At 62.1% G+C, this 18,684-nt stretch carries 19 protein-coding genes; 9 read left to right on the top strand and 10 right to left on the bottom strand.

The genetic code is table 11. From position 1 onward, the window contains the following. Window positions 1-144 precede the first annotated feature (144 nt). Window positions 145-1,392, top strand: a complete 1,248-nt coding sequence (locus tag ACVZUB_RS26560) for an FUSC family protein (protein ID WP_482627903.1) — start codon at window positions 145-147, stop codon at window positions 1,390-1,392. A gap of 75 nt (window positions 1,393-1,467) precedes the next feature. Next, the gene (locus ACVZUB_RS26555) at window positions 1,468-2,067 is read left to right on the top strand and encodes a TetR/AcrR family transcriptional regulator (protein ID WP_030536496.1); all 600 of its coding nucleotides are present in this window, start codon (window positions 1,468-1,470) and stop codon (window positions 2,065-2,067) included. Window positions 2,068-2,088: 21 nt separating this feature from the next. Here the strand turns inward: ACVZUB_RS26555 and ACVZUB_RS26550 are convergent, their stop codons facing one another. Then, a complete protein-coding gene (locus tag ACVZUB_RS26550; protein WP_007729713.1) occupies window positions 2,089-2,529 on the bottom strand; it encodes a VOC family protein in 441 nt (146 codons plus the stop codon). A gap of 174 nt (window positions 2,530-2,703) precedes the next feature. On the opposite strand from ACVZUB_RS26550, the gene ACVZUB_RS26545 reads away from it, so the two are divergent. Beyond that, the gene (locus ACVZUB_RS26545; protein ID WP_312637906.1) at window positions 2,704-3,867 is read left to right on the top strand and encodes a lipase family protein; all 1,164 of its coding nucleotides are present in this window, start codon (window positions 2,704-2,706) and stop codon (window positions 3,865-3,867) included. Window positions 3,868-3,929: 62 nt separating this feature from the next. On the opposite strand, the gene ACVZUB_RS26540 is transcribed toward ACVZUB_RS26545, so the two are convergent. Next, the gene (locus ACVZUB_RS26540) at window positions 3,930-4,661 is read right to left on the bottom strand and encodes a TetR/AcrR family transcriptional regulator (RefSeq protein WP_054827015.1); all 732 of its coding nucleotides are present in this window, start codon (window positions 4,659-4,661) and stop codon (window positions 3,930-3,932) included. 146 nt (window positions 4,662-4,807) lie between these two features. Between ACVZUB_RS26540 and ACVZUB_RS26535 the strand changes: the two genes are divergently transcribed. Genes ACVZUB_RS26535 through ACVZUB_RS26510 form a run of 6 tightly spaced genes read left to right on the top strand, consistent with a single transcriptional unit; the run spans window position 4,808 to window position 12,003 of the window. After that, window positions 4,808-5,830, top strand: coding sequence for an ABC transporter substrate-binding protein (locus ACVZUB_RS26535; RefSeq protein WP_482627902.1), 1,023 nt, complete (start codon window positions 4,808-4,810; stop codon window positions 5,828-5,830). Next, window positions 5,827-7,389 carry a multicopper oxidase family protein gene (locus tag ACVZUB_RS26530; RefSeq protein ID WP_482627901.1) on the top strand — a complete coding sequence of 521 codons (1,563 nt, stop codon included), beginning with the start codon at window positions 5,827-5,829 and terminating at the stop codon, window positions 7,387-7,389. Before ACVZUB_RS26535 ends, ACVZUB_RS26530 begins: the two co-directional genes overlap by 4 nt. Before the next feature lie 10 nt (window positions 7,390-7,399). Further along, window positions 7,400-7,747 (top strand): cupredoxin domain-containing protein, encoded by a 348-nt coding sequence (locus ACVZUB_RS26525; RefSeq protein WP_050656040.1) that lies wholly within the window; start codon window positions 7,400-7,402, stop codon window positions 7,745-7,747. After that, on the top strand, window positions 7,744-9,558 hold the full coding sequence (locus ACVZUB_RS26520) for an ABC transporter ATP-binding protein (RefSeq protein WP_233405587.1): 1,815 nt from the start codon (window positions 7,744-7,746) through the stop codon (window positions 9,556-9,558). The genes ACVZUB_RS26525 and ACVZUB_RS26520 overlap by 4 nt, the downstream gene beginning before the upstream one ends. Beyond that, window positions 9,555-11,288 carry an ABC transporter ATP-binding protein gene (locus ACVZUB_RS26515; RefSeq protein ID WP_338926299.1) on the top strand — a complete coding sequence of 578 codons (1,734 nt, stop codon included), beginning with the start codon at window positions 9,555-9,557 and terminating at the stop codon, window positions 11,286-11,288. The genes ACVZUB_RS26520 and ACVZUB_RS26515 overlap by 4 nt, the downstream gene beginning before the upstream one ends. A gap of 25 nt (window positions 11,289-11,313) precedes the next feature. After that, window positions 11,314-12,003, top strand: coding sequence for a SanA/YdcF family protein (locus ACVZUB_RS26510; RefSeq protein ID WP_482627900.1), 690 nt, complete (start codon window positions 11,314-11,316; stop codon window positions 12,001-12,003). 95 nt (window positions 12,004-12,098) lie between these two features. Here the strand turns inward: ACVZUB_RS26510 and ACVZUB_RS26505 are convergent, their stop codons facing one another. The 8 genes from ACVZUB_RS26505 to ACVZUB_RS26470 all read right to left on the bottom strand — a co-directional run bounded on the left by ACVZUB_RS26505 (window position 12,099) and on the right by ACVZUB_RS26470 (window position 18,600). Then, the gene (locus tag ACVZUB_RS26505; protein WP_050656036.1) at window positions 12,099-12,935 is read right to left on the bottom strand and encodes a hypothetical protein; all 837 of its coding nucleotides are present in this window, start codon (window positions 12,933-12,935) and stop codon (window positions 12,099-12,101) included. A gap of 74 nt (window positions 12,936-13,009) precedes the next feature. Then, window positions 13,010-13,333, bottom strand: a complete 324-nt coding sequence (locus ACVZUB_RS26500; protein WP_080712742.1) for a cupredoxin domain-containing protein — start codon at window positions 13,331-13,333, stop codon at window positions 13,010-13,012. After that, on the bottom strand, window positions 13,333-13,680 hold the full coding sequence (locus ACVZUB_RS26495; protein ID WP_003940240.1) for a plastocyanin/azurin family copper-binding protein: 348 nt from the start codon (window positions 13,678-13,680) through the stop codon (window positions 13,333-13,335). Before ACVZUB_RS26495 ends, ACVZUB_RS26500 begins: the two co-directional genes overlap by 1 nt. Window positions 13,681-13,707: 27 nt before the next feature. Further along, the gene (locus ACVZUB_RS26490; RefSeq protein WP_482627899.1) at window positions 13,708-15,297 is read right to left on the bottom strand and encodes a multicopper oxidase family protein; all 1,590 of its coding nucleotides are present in this window, start codon (window positions 15,295-15,297) and stop codon (window positions 13,708-13,710) included. Continuing rightward, window positions 15,294-16,613, bottom strand: coding sequence for a hypothetical protein (locus tag ACVZUB_RS26485; RefSeq protein ID WP_003940153.1), 1,320 nt, complete (start codon window positions 16,611-16,613; stop codon window positions 15,294-15,296). Before ACVZUB_RS26485 ends, ACVZUB_RS26490 begins: the two co-directional genes overlap by 4 nt. Then, window positions 16,610-17,281, bottom strand: a complete 672-nt coding sequence (locus ACVZUB_RS26480) for a methylamine dehydrogenase light chain (RefSeq protein WP_064688132.1) — start codon at window positions 17,279-17,281, stop codon at window positions 16,610-16,612. Before ACVZUB_RS26480 ends, ACVZUB_RS26485 begins: the two co-directional genes overlap by 4 nt. Window positions 17,282-17,356: 75 nt before the next feature. Next, window positions 17,357-17,965 (bottom strand): redoxin domain-containing protein, encoded by a 609-nt coding sequence (locus ACVZUB_RS26475; RefSeq protein ID WP_019745575.1) that lies wholly within the window; start codon window positions 17,963-17,965, stop codon window positions 17,357-17,359. A gap of 44 nt (window positions 17,966-18,009) precedes the next feature. After that, the gene (locus ACVZUB_RS26470; protein WP_063315621.1) at window positions 18,010-18,600 is read right to left on the bottom strand and encodes a MauE/DoxX family redox-associated membrane protein; all 591 of its coding nucleotides are present in this window, start codon (window positions 18,598-18,600) and stop codon (window positions 18,010-18,012) included. Window positions 18,601-18,684: the final 84 nt, after the last annotated feature.

Genomic DNA, 18,684 nt, shown 5'->3' with positions numbered 1-18,684 from the left:
GACGCCCAGCCGTCTCACTCATTCGAGTGAAGCCATTGCACATACCGTCTCCGGGCGACGTGGCGAGCGGCTTTTCGCGTCGGATCTGCCGACGCGACCATCGCCCCCGCGATCAGGGTCGGGCTCGCCACCGCCGTAGTCCTCGTGGTCGGCGGACTGCTCGGGCATCGGGAATTGGCTGGCTTCGCGGCCTTGGGCGCGCTGTGCGCCGCGTTCGGCAGGTACGAGCCGTATCCACGGTTGGCCGGCAAGCTGGCAATGGTGGGTGCTGCACTGGTGGTTTCGATTGCCTTCGGCGGCGCCATGGGTGTCGCGGGCGTTCCGATGTGGTTGCAGATCGGCATCCTCTCTTTGCTTGCGGGTGCGTCGTACTGCTTCATGTCGGGCTTCCGGATCACCGGGCCAGGGCCCGTCATCCTCGTCTTCGCGGCGACCGGTGCAGCCGGATATGCCTCCAGCGTTGATGATTTGGCGCGGTTGGTCACTGCCGGTGCGCTCGGAGTTCTGGTCGGTTGGGCGGCCGCGATGCTCCCAGCGCTCGTACTGCCGATGGGACCTGCCCGCCTGGCAGTTGCCCGTGCAGTTTCTGCGGTGGGGCGTCTCGAACAGTCCGGCGCAGACGGAGTGGAACCGGCGCTCGGATCGATTGCCAACGCCCGCTTGGTTATTGCGTCGAGTGGCCGGATCAAGTCGACCGTCGATCACGGACGCGAACTGGTGGCGGTGCTCGACGAAGCAGAAGCGGCAGTTCAGGAGTGGCAGTTGCACGGCGACGCCACCCTGATTCGCAGCATTGCTCGGCACGAGAAGGAGCTTCGGAAGCTCAAGCGATCCAGCATGATCGAACACGATCTCGCACCGGCAAAGAACCTGGCCGCGCCCGAAGGCTATTTTCTCGAAGGATTGAATCGGCTGTATTCGCGCCCGGTGCGGATGAATGCTCTCCGCATCGTGGCAGCGTCGGCTCTGGCCGGTTGGCTCGCGGCGGGAGCCGGGTTGGAGCATCCGCTCTGGGCGTCGATGGGTGCCATCGCCGCGATGCAGGGGCTGAACTACAAGCAGACCGTCCAGCGTGGGATTCAGCGGTTGGTGGGAAATGTCGGTGGCGCCGTCGTCGCTGCTGCTCTCATCGCATTGACGCTCGGCTACTGGCAAGCGGTTGCCGTGGTCGTGATTCTGCAGACTGCTGCTGAGCTGCTCGTGATCAAGAACTATGCACTGACATCACTGGCCGTCACCCCGATGGCACTGCTCCTCATCGGTTTCAGTGCTCCGATCGGGACCGAAGCGGCAGTGGCTCGCGTCGCGGACACTCTCATCGGCGTGGTGATCGGAGTTGTCGTCGCCGCTGTGACGATCAGTCGATCGGATCGCCACCACGTCACCGTGTAACCGGTTCTGCCGTGTTTCCGGTACTGCCGTGTTTCCGGTACTGCTGTGTTTCCGGTACTGCGTAGGCTCCTGCAGGTGGAGGACAGCACGCCGGTCGACGGCCGGAAACTGCGTTACCAGCATCGCCGTGCCGAATTGCTCGAGCAGGTAACCGCGTACGTCACGGCGAACGGCGTCGGTGAACTGTCCATGCGGCCATTGGCCAAGGATCTGGGGATCAGTCATGCGACACTCATCCATCATTTCGGTTCGAAGGAACAACTGCTCACTGAAGTAGTTGCCACCCTGCGAGACAGCTCTTCTCTCGACATCTCTTCCGGGACCGACATCGTCGAGATGTTGACGAGTTACTGGAATGGGCGCACATCAGCGGAATCGTTGCCGAACTTTCGCTTGATGTTCGAGATCTACGGACAGGCGTTGTTGCATCCGGAGCGGTATCGCGAGTTTCTCGACCATGTGGTGGGGGACTGGTTGGGTGGTTTGGCGGAAGCTGCGCTCGCGCACGGATGTCCACCCGATCGCGCTGATCGCTACGCGACGATCGTGTTGGCGCAGATTCGCGGGTTGACGCTCGATCTGGTGACCACCGGTGACCGCGTCAGAATCGACGCGGCGTTCGCCGAATTCGCGGCCGCGATGGGCGCTCTGGCCAGCTCCTGGAAGGCGATCTGACGCTCCGAATGCCGTGACGCTTCAGGCGATCTGCTCGAACAGGGACACGATGATCCCTTCAGGCCCCCGGACGTAGGCCATGCGCACGCTGTTCTCGTACTCGCCGATCCCGCCGATGAGTCCGTAACCGTCCGCAGCCACCGCGTCGACCGCAACCTGGAGATCGCCCACCTCGAAAGACACGTTGCGTATCCCGATCTCGTTGGCCATCGGAGCAGGCGATCCGGGTACGTGCTCGGGCGTGACGAAGGACGAGAGCTCGAGCCGTGATCCTTCGCCCGGCGGGCGCAGCATGGCGATTTCGCACTTGGCTCCAGGGATACCGCAGACGGTTTCCACGAACTCACCCTCCACGGATCCGGTGCCCTCCACCTCGAGACCCAGACCGACGAAGAATGCCGTCGCTGATTCGAGGTCCGCGACGGTGATGCCGATGTGGTCGAAACGCTGTACGTGTGCCATGGACACATCCTCCTACTGTTTTTTCGTGCGGTTCGATGCTAGGTCGGAGTTGGGGCCGGAATCTCGACATATACGTTTCACGAAGCTGCAAGATTTTGCTTGACCGATCGGTTAAACAAAATCTACGATAACGTCCAACGAGGTCGCCCACCGCACGAACCGGAGTCGTCAGACGTGAAATTCCAGTCGAAGTCGTTTGCCCGCATATCCATCGCAGCCCTCTGTGCTGCAACGATCGGCTCCGCCGTTGCTGCGCCCATCGCGTCCGCACAGGCACCGAGCGCGTCGCAAGCCACCGGCACTGTGGTGTCGAGTGAGCCGCTACCGAAAGATCTGTGGATTCCGGGTACCGCCGACGCCAAGCGATTCACGTACTGGACCATCGGTTCCAACGGCGGGCCTGCGCTGAGCAGTGGCGCGTACTACGTCCCGGCCGGTCCGGCACCGGAAGGCGGGTGGCCCGTCATCGCCTGGGCGCACGGCACCACGGGACTCGACGATTCCTGTGCCCCTTCGCTGGTCGGTCCTGGCCTGCCCGAGCGTGACTACCCCTACCTGGGGAGTTGGCTCTCCGAGGGCTACGCCGTCGTCGCCACCGACTACGTCGGTCTGGGTACACCAGGGCTGATGCCGTACCTCGACGGAAAGGTGGAGGCGCACAGCGTAGTCGACTCGGTCAAGGCGGCACGGGTCATCGACTCCTCGATCTCGAATCGTTGGGCAGTGGTCGGGCAGTCGCAGGGCGGCGGTGCGGCCATCACGACGGCGCGCTACGCCACTGAATACGGTGGGGATTCTCTCGACTATCGCGGCGGGGTGGGTACCGGAGTGCCGGCCAACATCGAGTTGACCCTCCTGCCTGCCGGTCCGGGCTTCCCGCCCATCGCCCTCGGCGGCGGATTGACGTCGTACGCGCTCTACATCCTCGCGGGCTTGCGGGAAGCGCACCCCGAGATCGACTTGAATTCCTACCTGAACGACTTGGGAAGGGAAAAGGTCGACTCGGCCGAAAAGCTCTGCGCCGCAGACCTGGACGAGGCATCCAAGGATCTGGTCCTCGGTGACATCTTCTCCCGCCCGCTCAGTCAGATCCCGAACTTCCAGGGTCTGCTGAACGATTACATGGGTGTACCGACCAGTGGATACGATCGCCCCATCTTCATCGGCCAGGGCTTGCTCGACGTGGATGTCCCTGCACCGTCTGCACTTTCGCTGGTTGCAGCGTTGGTCGCCAACGGTGAACCGGTCACGTTCAAGACCTACAACACCGATCACAGCGGCGCTTTGGTCGAATCACAGGCTGACACGATTCCGTTCGTCGCGAACCTGTTCCGTTAGACATATCGAGAATCCAACTCATCCGAGGGTTGCTGTCGCACAACTGCGACAGCGACCCTCGGTCATTTCTGTGACTCCTTGATTGCGTTCAGCCGCGCCTCGAGGCCGTCGAGGACACGGTCGAGTGTGTAGCGATAGTGTTCTGCCCGTGTTGCTTCCGCAGCATCCGGTGGACCGGCGAACTTCCCGATCAGTGTCTCCATCGATGAACGAGGATCTGAGGGTCCGTCGTTACTCAGTCGTTCCAGCATCGCGCTGTGATCGGGTGAAGGCTGTCCGCTGGGAATGCGCCTGGCGTCGTTCATGGCGATCAGTGTGATTGTCGAGGTGAAGGCGACGGTGTAAGCCTGAGCGGCTTCTTCCCCGAACCCGGCGTCGATCAGCGATGCCAATCCGGCCTCCATGAGTTCCCGGCTGCGCTGGGTGGCAACTCCGTTCATCAGCAGCCACTGTGCCGCGCCTGGACACTCGATCAAGGCCTCTCGCATCTGCAAGAGCAGATGCGTCAGCCATTGACGCCAATCTTCTTGTGCAGATGGCACGTTCACGGCCGACACCGCACTGTCGACCACCGCAGCCGAGAGTGCGTCCCGATCTCCGACGAGTCGATAGACGACGGAGAACGACGTATCGAGTTCGCCGAGCAGCTGCCGCAGCGACCAGCCCTCGACTCCGTGCTCGCGACTGAGCCCGAACGCCACGGTCAGCACCGCGTCCGCAGTGATCCCGGTGTTGTAACTCCGGCGGCGCTCCGATGTCGCGGCGGACTTCTTGTCAGGTGATGGCGCAGTCATGGTCCGACCGAGCTTAGCGGCGTCGGATCGGTGTGCGTAGTCGACGCAAGCGATTGACGGATGTACTTAGGTGAGGTTTACTTGCCAAATCCGAGCAGTGCTCGGATTTATGCGAACCCCCCGATTTTTCGAAGCTGAAGGACACCATGAAGTTGAAAACGCGACCCGGTTACCTATCGAGGCTGGGTGCTTCGCTGCTGGTCAGTGTCGTTGCCCTGACTGCGGCCGCCTGTAGCTCGAGTGAGGCGGGACCGACGACGGAACCTGCCGAGGGAACGCGTGTTGTGTCCCACGAATTCGGTGAGACGTCGGTTCCGGGCGACCTCGGGCGAGTTGTTTCCCTCGACGAATACGCCGCACTCGGTCTCCTTGCCGTCGGCATCACCCCTGATGTGGTCTTCACGTCGTGGGGATCGGAGATCGGCCAGGATATCTTGGCGTCAGCGGGTACCGAGGTGGTCACGGTGCCGCCGCTCGGTGCACCCCCGATCGAGCAGGTCCTCGCCCAGGATCCCGGACTGGTCATCTTCACGTCGATGGGCGATCGGAGCTACTACGACTCCCTTGCGTCGACCGTACCCACAGTGCCGGTCCCGGCCGTCACCACTCCGTGGCGTGAGAATCTTGCCTTCTTCGGACGCGCTTTTGATCGTCAGTCGGTTGCCGACAAGCTGACTGTCGCTTTGGAGGGCAAGATCGCTGACGTCTCTGCTCGGTCCGGTGGTGAAGTGAACACCGTGTCGGTGCTGATGAGCAGTTCTGGAATCCTTGCCACCACCACCGAGCAGGCGCCGCCGTCGTTGCTGTTGGCGGAGAGCGGCTTCGGGCGTCCGGAATCCCAGCGAGCGAATGCCGCTGGAGGACTGCCGTATGCGCCCCTGTCCGACGAGGCGATCCCGGCGCAGGATGCTCGGATCGTAGCCGTGTTCGACGAGGGCGTGTACGAGTTCGGCAAGGTTGCCGGTGTTCCCGGATTCTCGAGTATTTCAGCGGTGCAGGAGAACCGAGTGGCCAAGGTCAACGGAGACATGTGGCTTGCCACTCATCCCTTCGCCACCTTCTGGATGATCGAGGACATAGATGCCATGGCTGCCGGCAATCTGACCGGCACCGGAACCGAAGCTGTTGCCGCGACGCGCTATCAGGAATTCACGGCGCTGACGGCATGAGTTCGAGAGCGTTGAGTCGGCGCCTGGCTCTGCGATGGGGAGCGGTGACGCTCGGCTCTGCGGCTTTGGGCTCTGCGGCTTTGGGTTCTGTGGCACTGAGTGCGTGCAGCCGTGGTTCGGCGAACGAAACCGGTTCTGAGATTTCACCGTTCGACGACGAAGTTCGTGCTGCCGAACAGGCGAGATTTCATAGCGGGCGCACAGTCGAACGGAATCTGACAGCTGCACCGGCTCGGGTGAGTCTGGGCGCCAGAGAGGTCGACACATGGTCGTACGGTGCGGAAGCAGTTGGCCCGGAGCTTCGAATCTCCAAGGGAGACCAGCTCAACGTTCTTTTGCAGAACGACCTTCCGACGGAGACCTCGGTGCACTGGCACGGCATTGCGATCCGCAACGACATGGACGGCGTCCCGCCGGTCACCCAGGAACGAATCCAACCAGGTGCCGAGTTCACCTACGACTTCGTGGCCCCGGATCACGGAACATATTGGTACCACTCCCATTCAGGCTTGCAGGCCGATCGAGGGTTATTCGGTGCACTCGTGGTCGAGGACCCGAACGACCGGACCGGAGCCGACGAGGACGTCGTCATCGTGATCGACGACTGGCTCGACGGGCTGGGAACAACCCCGGATGCAGTGCTTCGCGCATTGTCACCGGACGTGCAGGGAGGACACCACGGGCACGGCGGCACTCCACCGGAAGTCGATGGTGCAGAGATTGATTCTGCCGCAGAACTTCTCGGCAGTGGTCACGGAAATTCCGAGGCGCTCGGTGGAATGGCAACGCACATCACGTATCCACTGCACCTGATCAACGGACGGCCTGTGGAAGATCCCTTCGTCGTCAGTGCGACGGCCGGAACTCGGCTTCGATTGCGGGTGATCAATGCCGGGGCAGAGACTCCGTACCGTTTCTCGGTCGCCGGGCACGAGATGACCGTTGTCAGTGCTGACGGGCAGGACGTTGCCTACACAGCCGGAGACGAGATTCTGATCGCACCCGCGCAGCGATACGACGTATTGGTGACGGTGCAGTCCGGCTCGTGGCCCATCGCCGCGAAGGTGGAAGGGAAGTCAGGTGGCGTCGCGTGCCTGCTTCGGACGCCGGATTCGGTAGCGGTCGTCGACCTGACTTCGCCTGCAGTGCTGTCAGGTTCCGGCGGTCGGCTCGTTCTGGAATCGGAGCTTCGCCCGTCAGGAGCGCTGGAGCAGAGGGCACCGGATCGTGCGTATTCGGTGGATCTCATTCAGGCCGGCGATCGATACCTCTGGGGAATGGCGGGCGCCGATGCAGGTCGGTTGAGAATGAAGCAGGGCGAGCGAATACGAATCGACATGAACAACGACACCGACATGTGGCACCCGATGCACACCCATGGGCACACCTTCTCGGTTCCCTCCTACGGCGGGCTTCGCCGAGACACCGTGATCGTACTTCCGCGTACACAAATGGCGATCGACTTCGACGCCGACAATCCAGGACGGTGGATGTTTCACTGTCACAACGCGTACCACTTCGAGGCCGGGATGACTGCCGACCTCCACTACGTTCGATGAGGAGAGCAGAATGTCAGTTCGCACCGGATTGACCACATTGATCGCTGTTGCAGTGGTATTCACACTGACGTCGTGCGGCAACGATTCGACGGGATCTACCGAGCAAGCGCCGGTCGAGATCTCGGTGAAAAACCTTGCGTACACACCGAACTCCGTCACCGTGCACACAGGACAGACCGTCACGTGGATTTTCGAGGACCAGGGAATGCCGCACGATGTCGTGTTCGCCGAGTTGGGGATCAAGAGCGATCTCCAAGGAAGCGGAACCTACAGTCAGACCTTCGACAAAGCCGGAACGTTCACCTACACGTGCACACCACATCCGAACATGACCGGCACGATCATCGTCGAAGAGTGAGTGCGGCAATGAAAGTGAACGAGTCCGCAGCCCCGGAAGACTCGCCTGGACTCGTCGACCGAGACGCTTTGGGCAGGATGATCGCGCCGGTGAGAAATCAACTCCTCCTAGGGGCGGGTCTGTCGGCACTGTCGGTGCCACTGCGATTCCTGCCCTACGTTGCGGTGGTCGAGATCGCGCGGGTGCTCCTGACCGGCTCGTCGTTGAACCTGGTCTGGATGTGGGCCGCAATCGGTGCAGCGGGCACAATTCTCGGTTTTGTCGTCTACAACGCAGCGCTGACCGTGTGCCACACCGCCGACGCGCATTTCAAATACTCGATCCGCTCGCGTATCGCTCGGCATCTGTCCCGAGTTCCTCTGGGGTGGTTTGCAAATGGTGGCACCGGTGAAGTGAAGCAGGCGATGACGGACGACGTGAAGCGGATGCATCTTCTCGTCGCTCACCTTCCCGCCGACGTGGTGCCCGCGATCCTGTCGCCGATAGTGGCCCTGATCTATCTGGTGGCGATGGACTGGAAGTTCAGCCTGGTCCTGGTCGGCTACATCGGAGTGTGTCTCGCTCTCGCCGCGCCGTCGATGCGCAGAGCCTATCGAACGAACGTCGACTCCTGGAATCTTGCAATGTCGACATTGACCTCTGCGACAGTAGAACTGGGCGACGGTATCGAGGTTGTCAAGACGTACGGGAGTGGGAGTCGCGCATTCGCGCGCTACTCGAGCGCTGTCGATTCGATGGTTGCGGTGTGCGTGCGATGGATGTCGGGGATGGGAAGGCCGGTGGTCGCGATGTCGATCCTCCTCTCACCGGCGGTACTCATCGTGGTCATCACGGCGACGGGAACTGCAATGTTGTCCGGGGGTTGGATTACCCCGGTAGCTCTTGTTGCCTTTCTGGTCGTCGGAATCGGTGTTCCGTCGTCGGTTCTGCACATGGGAACGATGGCCAACCTCTACCGCGAAGGCCAACTGGGAGCGACTCACGTCGAGAGCATCCTCGGCGAACCAGAGCTGGCCGAACCTCAGGATGCAGTGCCTGCTCGCAGCACTTTGGTCGAATTCGACAGCGTCGGCTTCGAATACACCACTGGGCAGCGCGTCCTCGAGAACATCTCCTTCGAGATGCAACCGGGCACCGTGACCGCGATCGTTGGCCCCTCCGGCTCCGGAAAGACCACTTTGGTGCGTCTACTTCCGCGGTTCTGGGACGTCACGGACGGGTCTATTCGACTGGGCGGAAGCGATTTACGAGATCAGTCCAGTCGCGAAGTCTTGAGATCGATGGCCATCGTCTTCCAAGATGTTGTGCTCCTGCGGGACAGCGTGCGCGAGAATATTCGGCTCGGTCGACCGGATGCAACGGATCTGGAAGTGGAGACAGCGGCGAGGCGGGCGCAGATTCACGACGTGATCATGCGACTGCCGGACGGGTACGACACCGAGATCGGTGGTGGTTCGGGCGGTGAGCTGTCGGGTGGGGAGAAGCAACGCCTGACGATCGCCCGCGCCATCCTTCAGAACCCGCCGATCGTCATCCTGGACGAGGCGACTTCGCAGGCCGATCCCCACAGTGAATCGGCCGTTCAACGCGCACTGGGTGAGATCAGTGCGGACGGCGGCACCCTGATGGTGATCGCTCATCGACTGCGCACCGTCCGATACGCCGATCAGATACTCGTTCTCGACGCCGGGCGGATCGTGGAAAAGGGTACGCACGAACAGTTGTCGGCGCTCGGCGGAACCTACGCGCGGATGTGGGCGCTCCAGAACCCCCTCGTCGAAGACATCTCTCCGCGAAAGGCGCTGCAATGATTCGAGACCTGGACGAAATCCTCGGGCGCGACAACGGGATGCGAGGTCAGATAGCAGGTTTCACGCTCGCCGGGATACTCGAGGGTGTCGTCTTTGCACTGATGATTCCGATCCTGAAAGCGGTGGTTCGCGGCGATTACGACGCCGCAGTTCCGTGGGTTGTCACTGCTGCTCTCGTGGCGGTAGCCTGTGGCGCCGTACGGTGGATCGCCGAGAATCGGGCGTACCGCATCGGAATCGATGGTTTTGCCGGTGGAATCATGCATCGCCTCGGTGAGCACTTGGTGCAGGTTCCGCTCGGGTGGTTCAGCAAGGCAAATCGTGGAGCGTTCACTCGCCTGGTCACCGAGGGCACGGCAATCTTGATGAGCATCCCGGGAATGATCATCGCGCAACTCGTCACCGTCACGGTGACTCCAGCGACAGTGGCGATCGCTGTCTTGTTTGTGGACTGGCGACTGTCTCTCGCGATGGTCGTCTTCGTTCCACTGGGGATTCGGGCTTACCGCAACGTGCAGCGTGCGGTTGTTCCCGAATACGAGGCGATCGGCAAGAGCGAATCCGAGTTGGCATCGCGCGTCGTCGAATATGCACAGGCGCAGCAAGTTCTACGTTCGGCCGGTAAGAGCGGCGAAGGCTGGACTCGGTTGGACGAAGCTCTTGTGTCCAACCGGGACGCACACCTGCAGGAAATCGGATCGGTCGACAAGTATCTGCTGCGGTTCATGATCGTCGTTCAGGTTGCCTTTCTCACCGTCCTGGTACTGGCGGCACTGCTGGTCACCACCGGGTCCATCGACACAGCAAGCGTGATCGTTGTTCTCGTGTTGGCCGTGAGGTTCGTGGAGCCGATGCAGATGCTCGCAGGATTCGGTGAAGGTATCTCACTGGCCCGGGTGTCGCTCGGATCTGTCCGAGAGATGATCGATGTACCGGTGCTGGCGGAGCCTGAGGTGCCGAAAGAGCCTACTTCGTATGATATTCGGTTCGATTCGGTTTCCTTCGGCTACGGCCCGGATCGCGTGATTCGTAACGTGAGCCTCGAGTTCCCGGACTGCTCGGTCACCGCTCTGGTCGGTCCTTCCGGTTCCGGAAAGACAACTCTGGTTCGGCTGATCTCCAGATTCTGGGACGTAGACGAAGGTGCGGTAACCATCGGGGGAGCCGATGTTCGCGAGATCGGAACGAGAGCATTGATGTCTCGGATATCGACTGTCTCACAGCAGGTTTACCTGTTCGACGGAACCATCCTGGAGAACGTTCGGTTGGCGAGACCGGATGCCACCGAGTCGGAGGTCCGTCAAGCAGTGGTGGATTCCAGGCTAGGCGAAGTGATCGACCGTTTGCCGAGCGGTGAGGAGACCAGGGTAGGTGAAGGCGGATCACTGCTGTCCGGCGGTGAACGTCAGCGGGTCTCGATTGCGCGGGCATTCCTCAAGGACACTCCGATTGTTCTTCTCGACGAAGCGACTTCCGCCCTCGACGGAGAGAACGAAGTCGCCATCACCGAGGCAATTCACCGATTGGCCCGTGGTCGAACGGTGGTGATCATCGCTCATCGCCTGTCGACTATTGAGGGAGCAGATCGCATCGTCTACCTCGAAGACGGTGGGGTGGAGGAGGTCGGCTCCCACGAAGACCTGATCGCGCGAGGTGGGAAGTACTCGGATTTGTGGGCCGAGCGCAGTGGCGCGGAGGGATGGAGGATCGACCGAGCGCCTAAGCGGTGAAGAAACCGTGTGGTTTGATCGACGAATGGACGAAGCCGCTGCAGATCCAGTGAAACCGCCGCGCAAGCGCCGGTGGCCTCGTTGGGTCGCAGGCATTGCGGTGCTCGGAGCGGTTGTCTACGCAGGCTCGATCGTGTGGATTTCCGTGGCGTCGGCCGGCCACACGTCGGACGCCGCCGATGCTCCCGATGCTCCGGTCGTGATCGTGCTGGGCGCGCAGATCAAGGACGGCAAGCCGATGGCTTTCCTGAAAGGGCGGCTGGACGCAGCAGTAGAACTGGTGGAAGCGGGAAAGGCTAAAGCGGTCCTGGTCTCCGGCGACGCGAACGGCGGCTCGGGTGACGAGATCGCCGCGATGACGAACTACCTGGTGGAGCAGGGAATCGATGAGCGTCGCATCGTGGGGGATCCGTACGGCCTCGACACCTACGACACCTGCTTCCGGGCCATACATACGTATGGGGTGACCAAGGCGTTGATCGTCACTCAGGGGTATCACGTGCCCCGCGCTGTGGCGCTGTGCCGAGACGTCGGCATCGACGCAGACGGGGTGAACAGCGATTGCGGGTGCGCAACTCCGACGCTGATCAAGAACGCCGCCCGGGAGTGGGTTCTTGCCAAGCCCAAGGCGGCGCTCGACATGCTGTGGAGCCGGGACGCAAAGGTGACGTCGCCGTCGGAGGACTCGGTCCAGGTGGCGCTGTCGTTTCCCTGACGCGGGGTGAGTGCGCACGGTTTCTGTCGAGTGAACACACGCTCCGGAGAGTCGGAGCGTGTGTTCACTCGAGGTGAAGGGTGCTAGCTCGACAGTCAGATCAGTGCTGCGGCGGCGAATGCTCCCAGTGCGATCAATGCCGCGCCGGTGACGCTCTGCACGCGACGGTCCACGACGCACATGATCGAGAGGAATCCCGGCATCGAGCCACCACGCTTGGTGTGCACGATTGCCGCGAGGCTGGGCATGCAGCGGCCAAGGGATACGACCGTGAACAGCGCCGCCCCGAGAGCCGGTGTACCCGAAGCCATGACGCCGAGTGCCAAGAGGTAGTACGCACTCGAGCGGATGAAGATCAGAAATCCCGGACCGATGATCGCGCCGAAGATCAGCGAGACCTTCCACGGCGCCATGGTGCGGCGCAGATGGCGCGGAAGCTGTTGGCGCCGCATCGGAGTCGGCATGCTCACCGCACCCAACTCGTGCAGCCCGTATGCAACCGCGACGACGGCCCAGACGCCCAGCGCCCAGCCGACCGGCACGTACCCGGACATCGCCGCACCGAGAGCGCCGATCAATGCCCCGGTGACGGCTCCCGTCGTGACCGAACCCAGAGCGTGCCAGCCGAGTCGGCGGACGGGAGTCGAGGATCCCTTCCGATCGACTTGCTTCGGCGCGGCAACAACTCCGGCGACGGACATTCCGCAGGTCGACCAGTTCGCGGCCAGCGACGTAACCAGTCCGGCGCCGATAACAGCTGTGGTCAAAGCTGTTGTCGCAGATGGCGTGGCCACGAGTGCGAGGCCGGCACCCGCAGCGGCGCCCGCCGCGACGAGGCTGACACGGGTCGCGGTGCCGACCGAGCCTTGAAGGGTCGGCCGGATGTCAGGGACATCGGTCTGCAGTGGGCCGTGTGAGAGAACAGTAGTCATCAGATCCTCCGAAGTGTTTGTGGTTCAGGAAAAGTGTCGAGCCGAAGTCGCAGCGAAAAGTGATGAGCCAGTGTTCACAGCACTGTGATGACTCCGATCATGTACGGGTGCACGGAGCACGAATACTCGTAGACGCCGACGCTCTCGAACGTGTGCCGGAACGTTCCGTCTCCGGTGATACCACTGTCGAACAGGCCGGGTGATTCCACATGATGCAGGAGTCCACCGTCGTCGAAGCGCCACTCGACGGTGCCGCCGTGCTCCACGGTGACGTCCATCGGACTGAACTGAACATTGCTGATCTCGACCACCACGTCGGGGACGGGATCTTCTGTGCCGCAAGCTGGGACACACGTCGCCGCGACGGCGAGGCCGAAGCCGGCGATCCACCTCCTCACTATTGAACGATCACGGTGCCCACCATCATCGGGTGGGGCGTGCAGTGGTAGGTGAAGGTTCCGGCGTCGTCGAACGTGTACGAGAAGGTTCCCTCGGTGAGCAACTCGCTCTTCAGTTTCCCGTCGAGATCACCGTTGCCGACCACGTCGTGGGGGAGTCCGCTGTCGTCGAACTTCCATTCGACGGTCTGTCCCTTCTCGATGGTGACCGATGCCGGTGTGTACGCCATGTTCTTCACCTCGATCACGACTGCAGGTTCGTCCGACGACGCACCGGCATCACTACTGCAGGCGGTGAGGCTCAGGGCAGCGCACGCGGCCAGGAAAGCGGGAACGAGTTTCTTCATGAGGTGTTCTCTCCATTCTTCGACTTGTCAGCGGACGTAACGCAGATTTGCCGTCATGCCGGCCTCGAAGTGGTAGGCGTTGTGGCAGTGGAACATCCAATCGCCGGGATTGTCGGCGTCGAACTCGATGGCAAGCTCGGTGCCGGGTAGGACGTTGACGGTGTCGCGGCGAAGTCCGCCGTAATCCGGTACCGCAAACGTGTGGCCGTGGGTGTGCATGGGGTGCCACATCGTGGACGCGTTCTTCATCGTGATCCGGACCCGTTCGCCCTGTTTCATGACGAGCTTGCCTGCATCGGCCCCCGCCATTCCCCAGACGTACCGATCGCCGGCCTGGATCAACTCGATGCGGTAGTCGCGATCAGGCGATTTCGTCTCGAGCCGTGCGGATTCCGTGGGCCGGAGTTCGCTTTCGGTGACCAGTCGGCCGGCCAGTTCCGAGAGGTTTCCGCCGACATCCGGGTTCGCCAGCGCCAACGCGTCGGTGCTGCGTAGGACGGTCGACGCATAACCATCTCGGCCCTCGACCTTCGCCACCACCGGCCATGTTCCCGACTTCACCGTCACCAGCACGTCGTAGCGCTGCGCCATTCCGACGATGATGGTGTCGGCGGGAGTTGGTTCCACGTCGTAGCCATCGGTAGCGACAATTGTCATCTCGTGACCGGCCACAGCAAACCGGTACGGAGTTTCGGCGGCTGCGTTGATGATTCGCAGTCGCAGGGTCGAACCGGGCGCTGCAGTCACGACAGCAGGATCGTTGGGTGGCCGCCCGTTGATCAAGTGCAGTGGATACGCGATGTGTTGAGTCATCCCGCCGAGTGGTTCGGAAGAACCGTGTCCGCCGCTCACCAACTGTTGCGCGACGGACATGTCGGCTTCCGAGTGTTCCGCCGGAGTTGTTGCCCCACCGCCGTGTCCGCCGTGCCCGCCCGAAATTGCCGGGTTCAGGGCCATCAGGACGGAATCCGGTGTGGTACCCAATCCGTCGAGCCAGTCGTCGAGCACCAGAACGGCATCGATGTCGGCCCCGGTGATGTCGTTCGGGTTCTCGACGATCAAGGCGCCGAACAGCCCCCGATCGGCTTGTAATCCGCTGTGCGAGTGGTACCAGTACGTTCCCGGATCCGGTGCGATGAAGTTGTACTCGAAACTCGAACCGGCGCCGATGGGAGCCTGCGTGGTGGGTGCCGCGCCATCCATGTCGTTGCGGATTCGAATTCCGTGCCAATGCAGTGTTGTTTCGGCGTCGAGGCCGTTCTGGACGCTGACGTTCACCCGGTCACCGGACTTCAGGCGAAGTTCCGGAGCCACCGCAGCGCCTCCGTACGTCCACGTGTCCACGAGGCGTCCGCCAAGATCTACCGTCGAGAATCCGGCGGCAAGGGCAAACGCAGCGGTGGTCCCGTTCCAGGCTCGCGCCGATTCTGCGGCGGCAACTTCCGGGTCGGTGGGCAGGATGTAGTCGAGATCGGTCGTCGGCGTCGGAGATGCTGCAGTGGAACTGCATCCGGCAATCGTCCCCATTGCGCCGAGCCCGAGTGCTCCGGCGCCGAGTGCTCCCAAACTCAGGAAGCGGCGCCGGCCCATCACCACACCGGATCCGGGACGACTCATCGGAGTACTTCTGGTGTGATCAACCCGCTGACATCCCCGACGTTGCCCGAGACATCGACGGAACTGACCTGCTCGCCGGTGCTCGCGTTGTAACCCACGATCTTCTGCGGAGCGGAGCCTTCGACCTCAGGTCCCGAACCGAGCACGTAGAACGTGGCGCCGTCGACGGAAAAGGTCATGCTCTTGATGTCTGTCAAGCCGAGGTCTGCAAGCGTCAAGCTCTTCACCGGGGCGAAGGTCGTTGCATCGGACAAGTCGATCTTGACCAGTGAGCCTCCCCGAGCAGAGTCCGGATGAATCGCCGTGTCCGTGTACGCGATTGCGAGCCGGGTTGCGTCGGCGTTGATGACGTTCTCCGAGAATCGACCGGAGTCCTGCCCGGCGTTTCCGATCGGCTTGACACCTTCCTGAGGCAGTCCGTTGGAGAAGTCGAAGACGTACACATCGCCGTTCTCACTGACCAGCAAGGCTTTTTGTGCTTCCGAGGCCCACGTGACCTTGCGGGTGGAGACAAAATCCTCGGGTAGGACCTTGCTTCGGGCGGTTTCCTTCGGAACTCCGTCGTCACCGATCGTGACGTGCAGCAGTTCCCGGGTGTCCTCGCAGACGCTGTACAGTTCGTGATCGACCATCCACGTGAACGGACCGCAGCCGACTATCTGGAGTGCACCGGTCGCTTCCTTCTTCTCGAGGTCGACCACCCTGATGCCGTACAAACCGTCGTCCCACGTGACGAAGAACTTACCGTCGGAGGTCACGGCGTTCGAGCCGGGACGTGAATGTACGCGTGCGACGTCCGGAAGCATGACCTCGGCTGGTTCCAGCAGGTTTCCGGAGTAGGTGCTGACCGTGAAATCTGCCGCGCCGCGGGAACCTCGGGGGCGCCACACCTCGGCAGCGAGCACCGCAGGATCCTCGGCGGAATCCCCGACGAATCCGTGAATGACCGGATCCCAGATACCCGGGCCGACGGTGATCCGGCTCTCGGCCACACCGGTTTTCGGATCGATGACGTTGACGCTGAGCTCGAGTTGGCCGAATCCACCTTCGACGCCCAGCAAGCGGTCAGCTGCGATCGGGGTGATCGAACCGACGTGCAACGGCTCGGGAATGGTGTCGCCGATTTCCTGGTCGTCGTGACCGAGGGAGATTCCTTCACCGGGAGCAGTGAACGGAACTGTCGGATAGGTGACATCACCTGCGCTGGAAGGTTCGTCGTTGTCGGACGAACTGCAGCCGGCCAGCGCGAGTACGACGGTGAGTGGGATGACGGCAACGGCGGGTCGCGCCAGTTTTCGGGTTCGCGGACTGCTCATGATCCGGCACCGACCTTGGGGCGCTCGGCCGGTCGAGTCTGGCAGTCCTCACCGATGATGGGCGCCATCGTGCAGGTGTATGCCTGAGACTCGTCGGAGACACACCAGATGATTTCCTGGTCGTAGCTTCCGGAGACCGGGTTGTACATCACGGCCTGCATGTCCGGTTCGCCGCAGAATGCGTTGGAACACGAAGGTGCACCGCAGCAGTCGTAGTAGGCGATCAGATAGGTCTTGCCGGTATCAGGGTTGGTGCAGCATCCGACCCAGAACTCTGCGCCGGGCTTGCTGCCGGGGGCGCAGGTGGTGACACCGCCGCCGTTGCATGCGGCACAGGACGTTCCGTCCATGTTGCACCAGCGCCAGTACTCGCACTCGGCCGGATCTTTACCGTCGTAGACAGGGACAAGAGGCTCGGGGCCAGGTGTCGGCGCAGGAACCTCGGGCTCTTGGGCGAAGGCACTACGTGTCACAGGAAGTGTGCTGATCAGTGCCACTCCTGACACACCCATGGTCCACTTGCCGATCCGGCTGATCATGGACCGCCGCGAAACGCGTTCGGAGAGTTTGCGTCCGGTTCGACTGGTGAGCGAACCGCCCTGGCCCGCCATCCATTCGGCCTGGGCCTGAACTGTCGCCTCGTCGACGGGATATCGGTTCTCCGTCATGTTGTGCTGCGGGAATTCATTGTCGTCCAACGATTTTCTCCTGATTCGTGAAGAGGATCGAACTGTGCAGGAAGATCAGGCCGCGCTGCCGGATTTCGCCTGGGCATGAAGGTGCTGGAGTGAGGGGGTGCCGGATTCGAGCGCATTGAGCAGGCTTTCCACCTGAGCCATGTGATTGCACAGGCCCTTTCCTCGGATCTTGCCGTGCTCGTCGAGAATCACGCCGTACGGAGTGGTGCCCACCTGGTATGCGATACCGACGTCTCGAGCGTCGATGTAACTGAGCTCGGAACCGATCCCGCTGCCGGCCAGGAACTCGCGATGCTCTTCGGGTGTTCCGTCGGAGATGATGATCACGTCGAGATCCGATTCGGCTCGGGCCATTGCCCTTACGCCGGGAAGAAGGCTCTTGCACGTCGAGCAACTCGGTGCTGTGAACAGCAGGAGTTGAGGTTTGTCGCGGTGACCACCGACTCCGACGGTCCGTCCTTCCTGATCGATGAGACCGGCAAACGACGGGCCGGCCTGTTCGACCTTGGGCCCGGTATCCATCATCCGGGCACCGAGAGGTCCGAGACGTACTTGTACGCGGCCGATTTCACGAGCCAGAGCAAGAACCATCAAGAACAGTACGGCTACGGCGATCACCAGGATCACTGTCGCGACAAGGAGGAAAGTGGTCATCGTGGTAGTCCTGCCTTCGAGTTTTCAGTGGTGGGGATGTAAGTTCACGAGCCGTACCGGGACGCGGTTTCGGCGGTTCGGAGGCGGATGGAGGCGCTCGACAGGTAGTCGTCGACCGGGCGTCGTCCGAGGTGGACCACCGAACGAATCTGTGCGAGCGCAACTCCCGCCAGAACGAGGAGGAATCCGAAGGTCGTCGCCACGACCTGGACGCCGATCTCAGCCTGTCCGGCGGTGACCGACAGTGCCACAGCGATCACCGCGAGTGTTCCGGCGCGAACGGCGTGGAACCATCCGATACGCGGAATCTCGCCGACTCCGAATGCAAAACATCCGCAGTCCAGATCGCGTCGCCCACGCAGGAGGTTGATCGTGAGGCCCGTGAAGAACGACGCGAACATGACGGCAGCAACCAAGGCGGCGAGGCGATGGGCCACGCCGAGAACCAGAAGGATGCCTACGACGGTTTCCGCGACGGGAAGGATGCGAGCGAGCGGTACTTCGAGTCGCACCGGCAACACTTTGTATCCGCGCACCGAACGAAGCACCCCGTCGTGGTCGTTCAGCTTGGGAATGCCGGCGAGCAGGAGAACAAATCCGATGATCGCCGAAGTGGTGGCGCTGACCAAGTCCATGCTTCCTCCGTTCCTCTCGGGTAGTGCCGGTGGTGTGTGGGACACATCCTGTACGGGCGATGCTGCGAACCCGCGTCGACCGCG

The sequence above is a fragment of the Rhodococcus sp. OS5 genome (genome assembly GCF_056837585.1).
The sequence above is the reverse complement of the archived record's forward strand: the minus strand, read 5'-3'. Positions and strand labels throughout refer to the sequence as shown.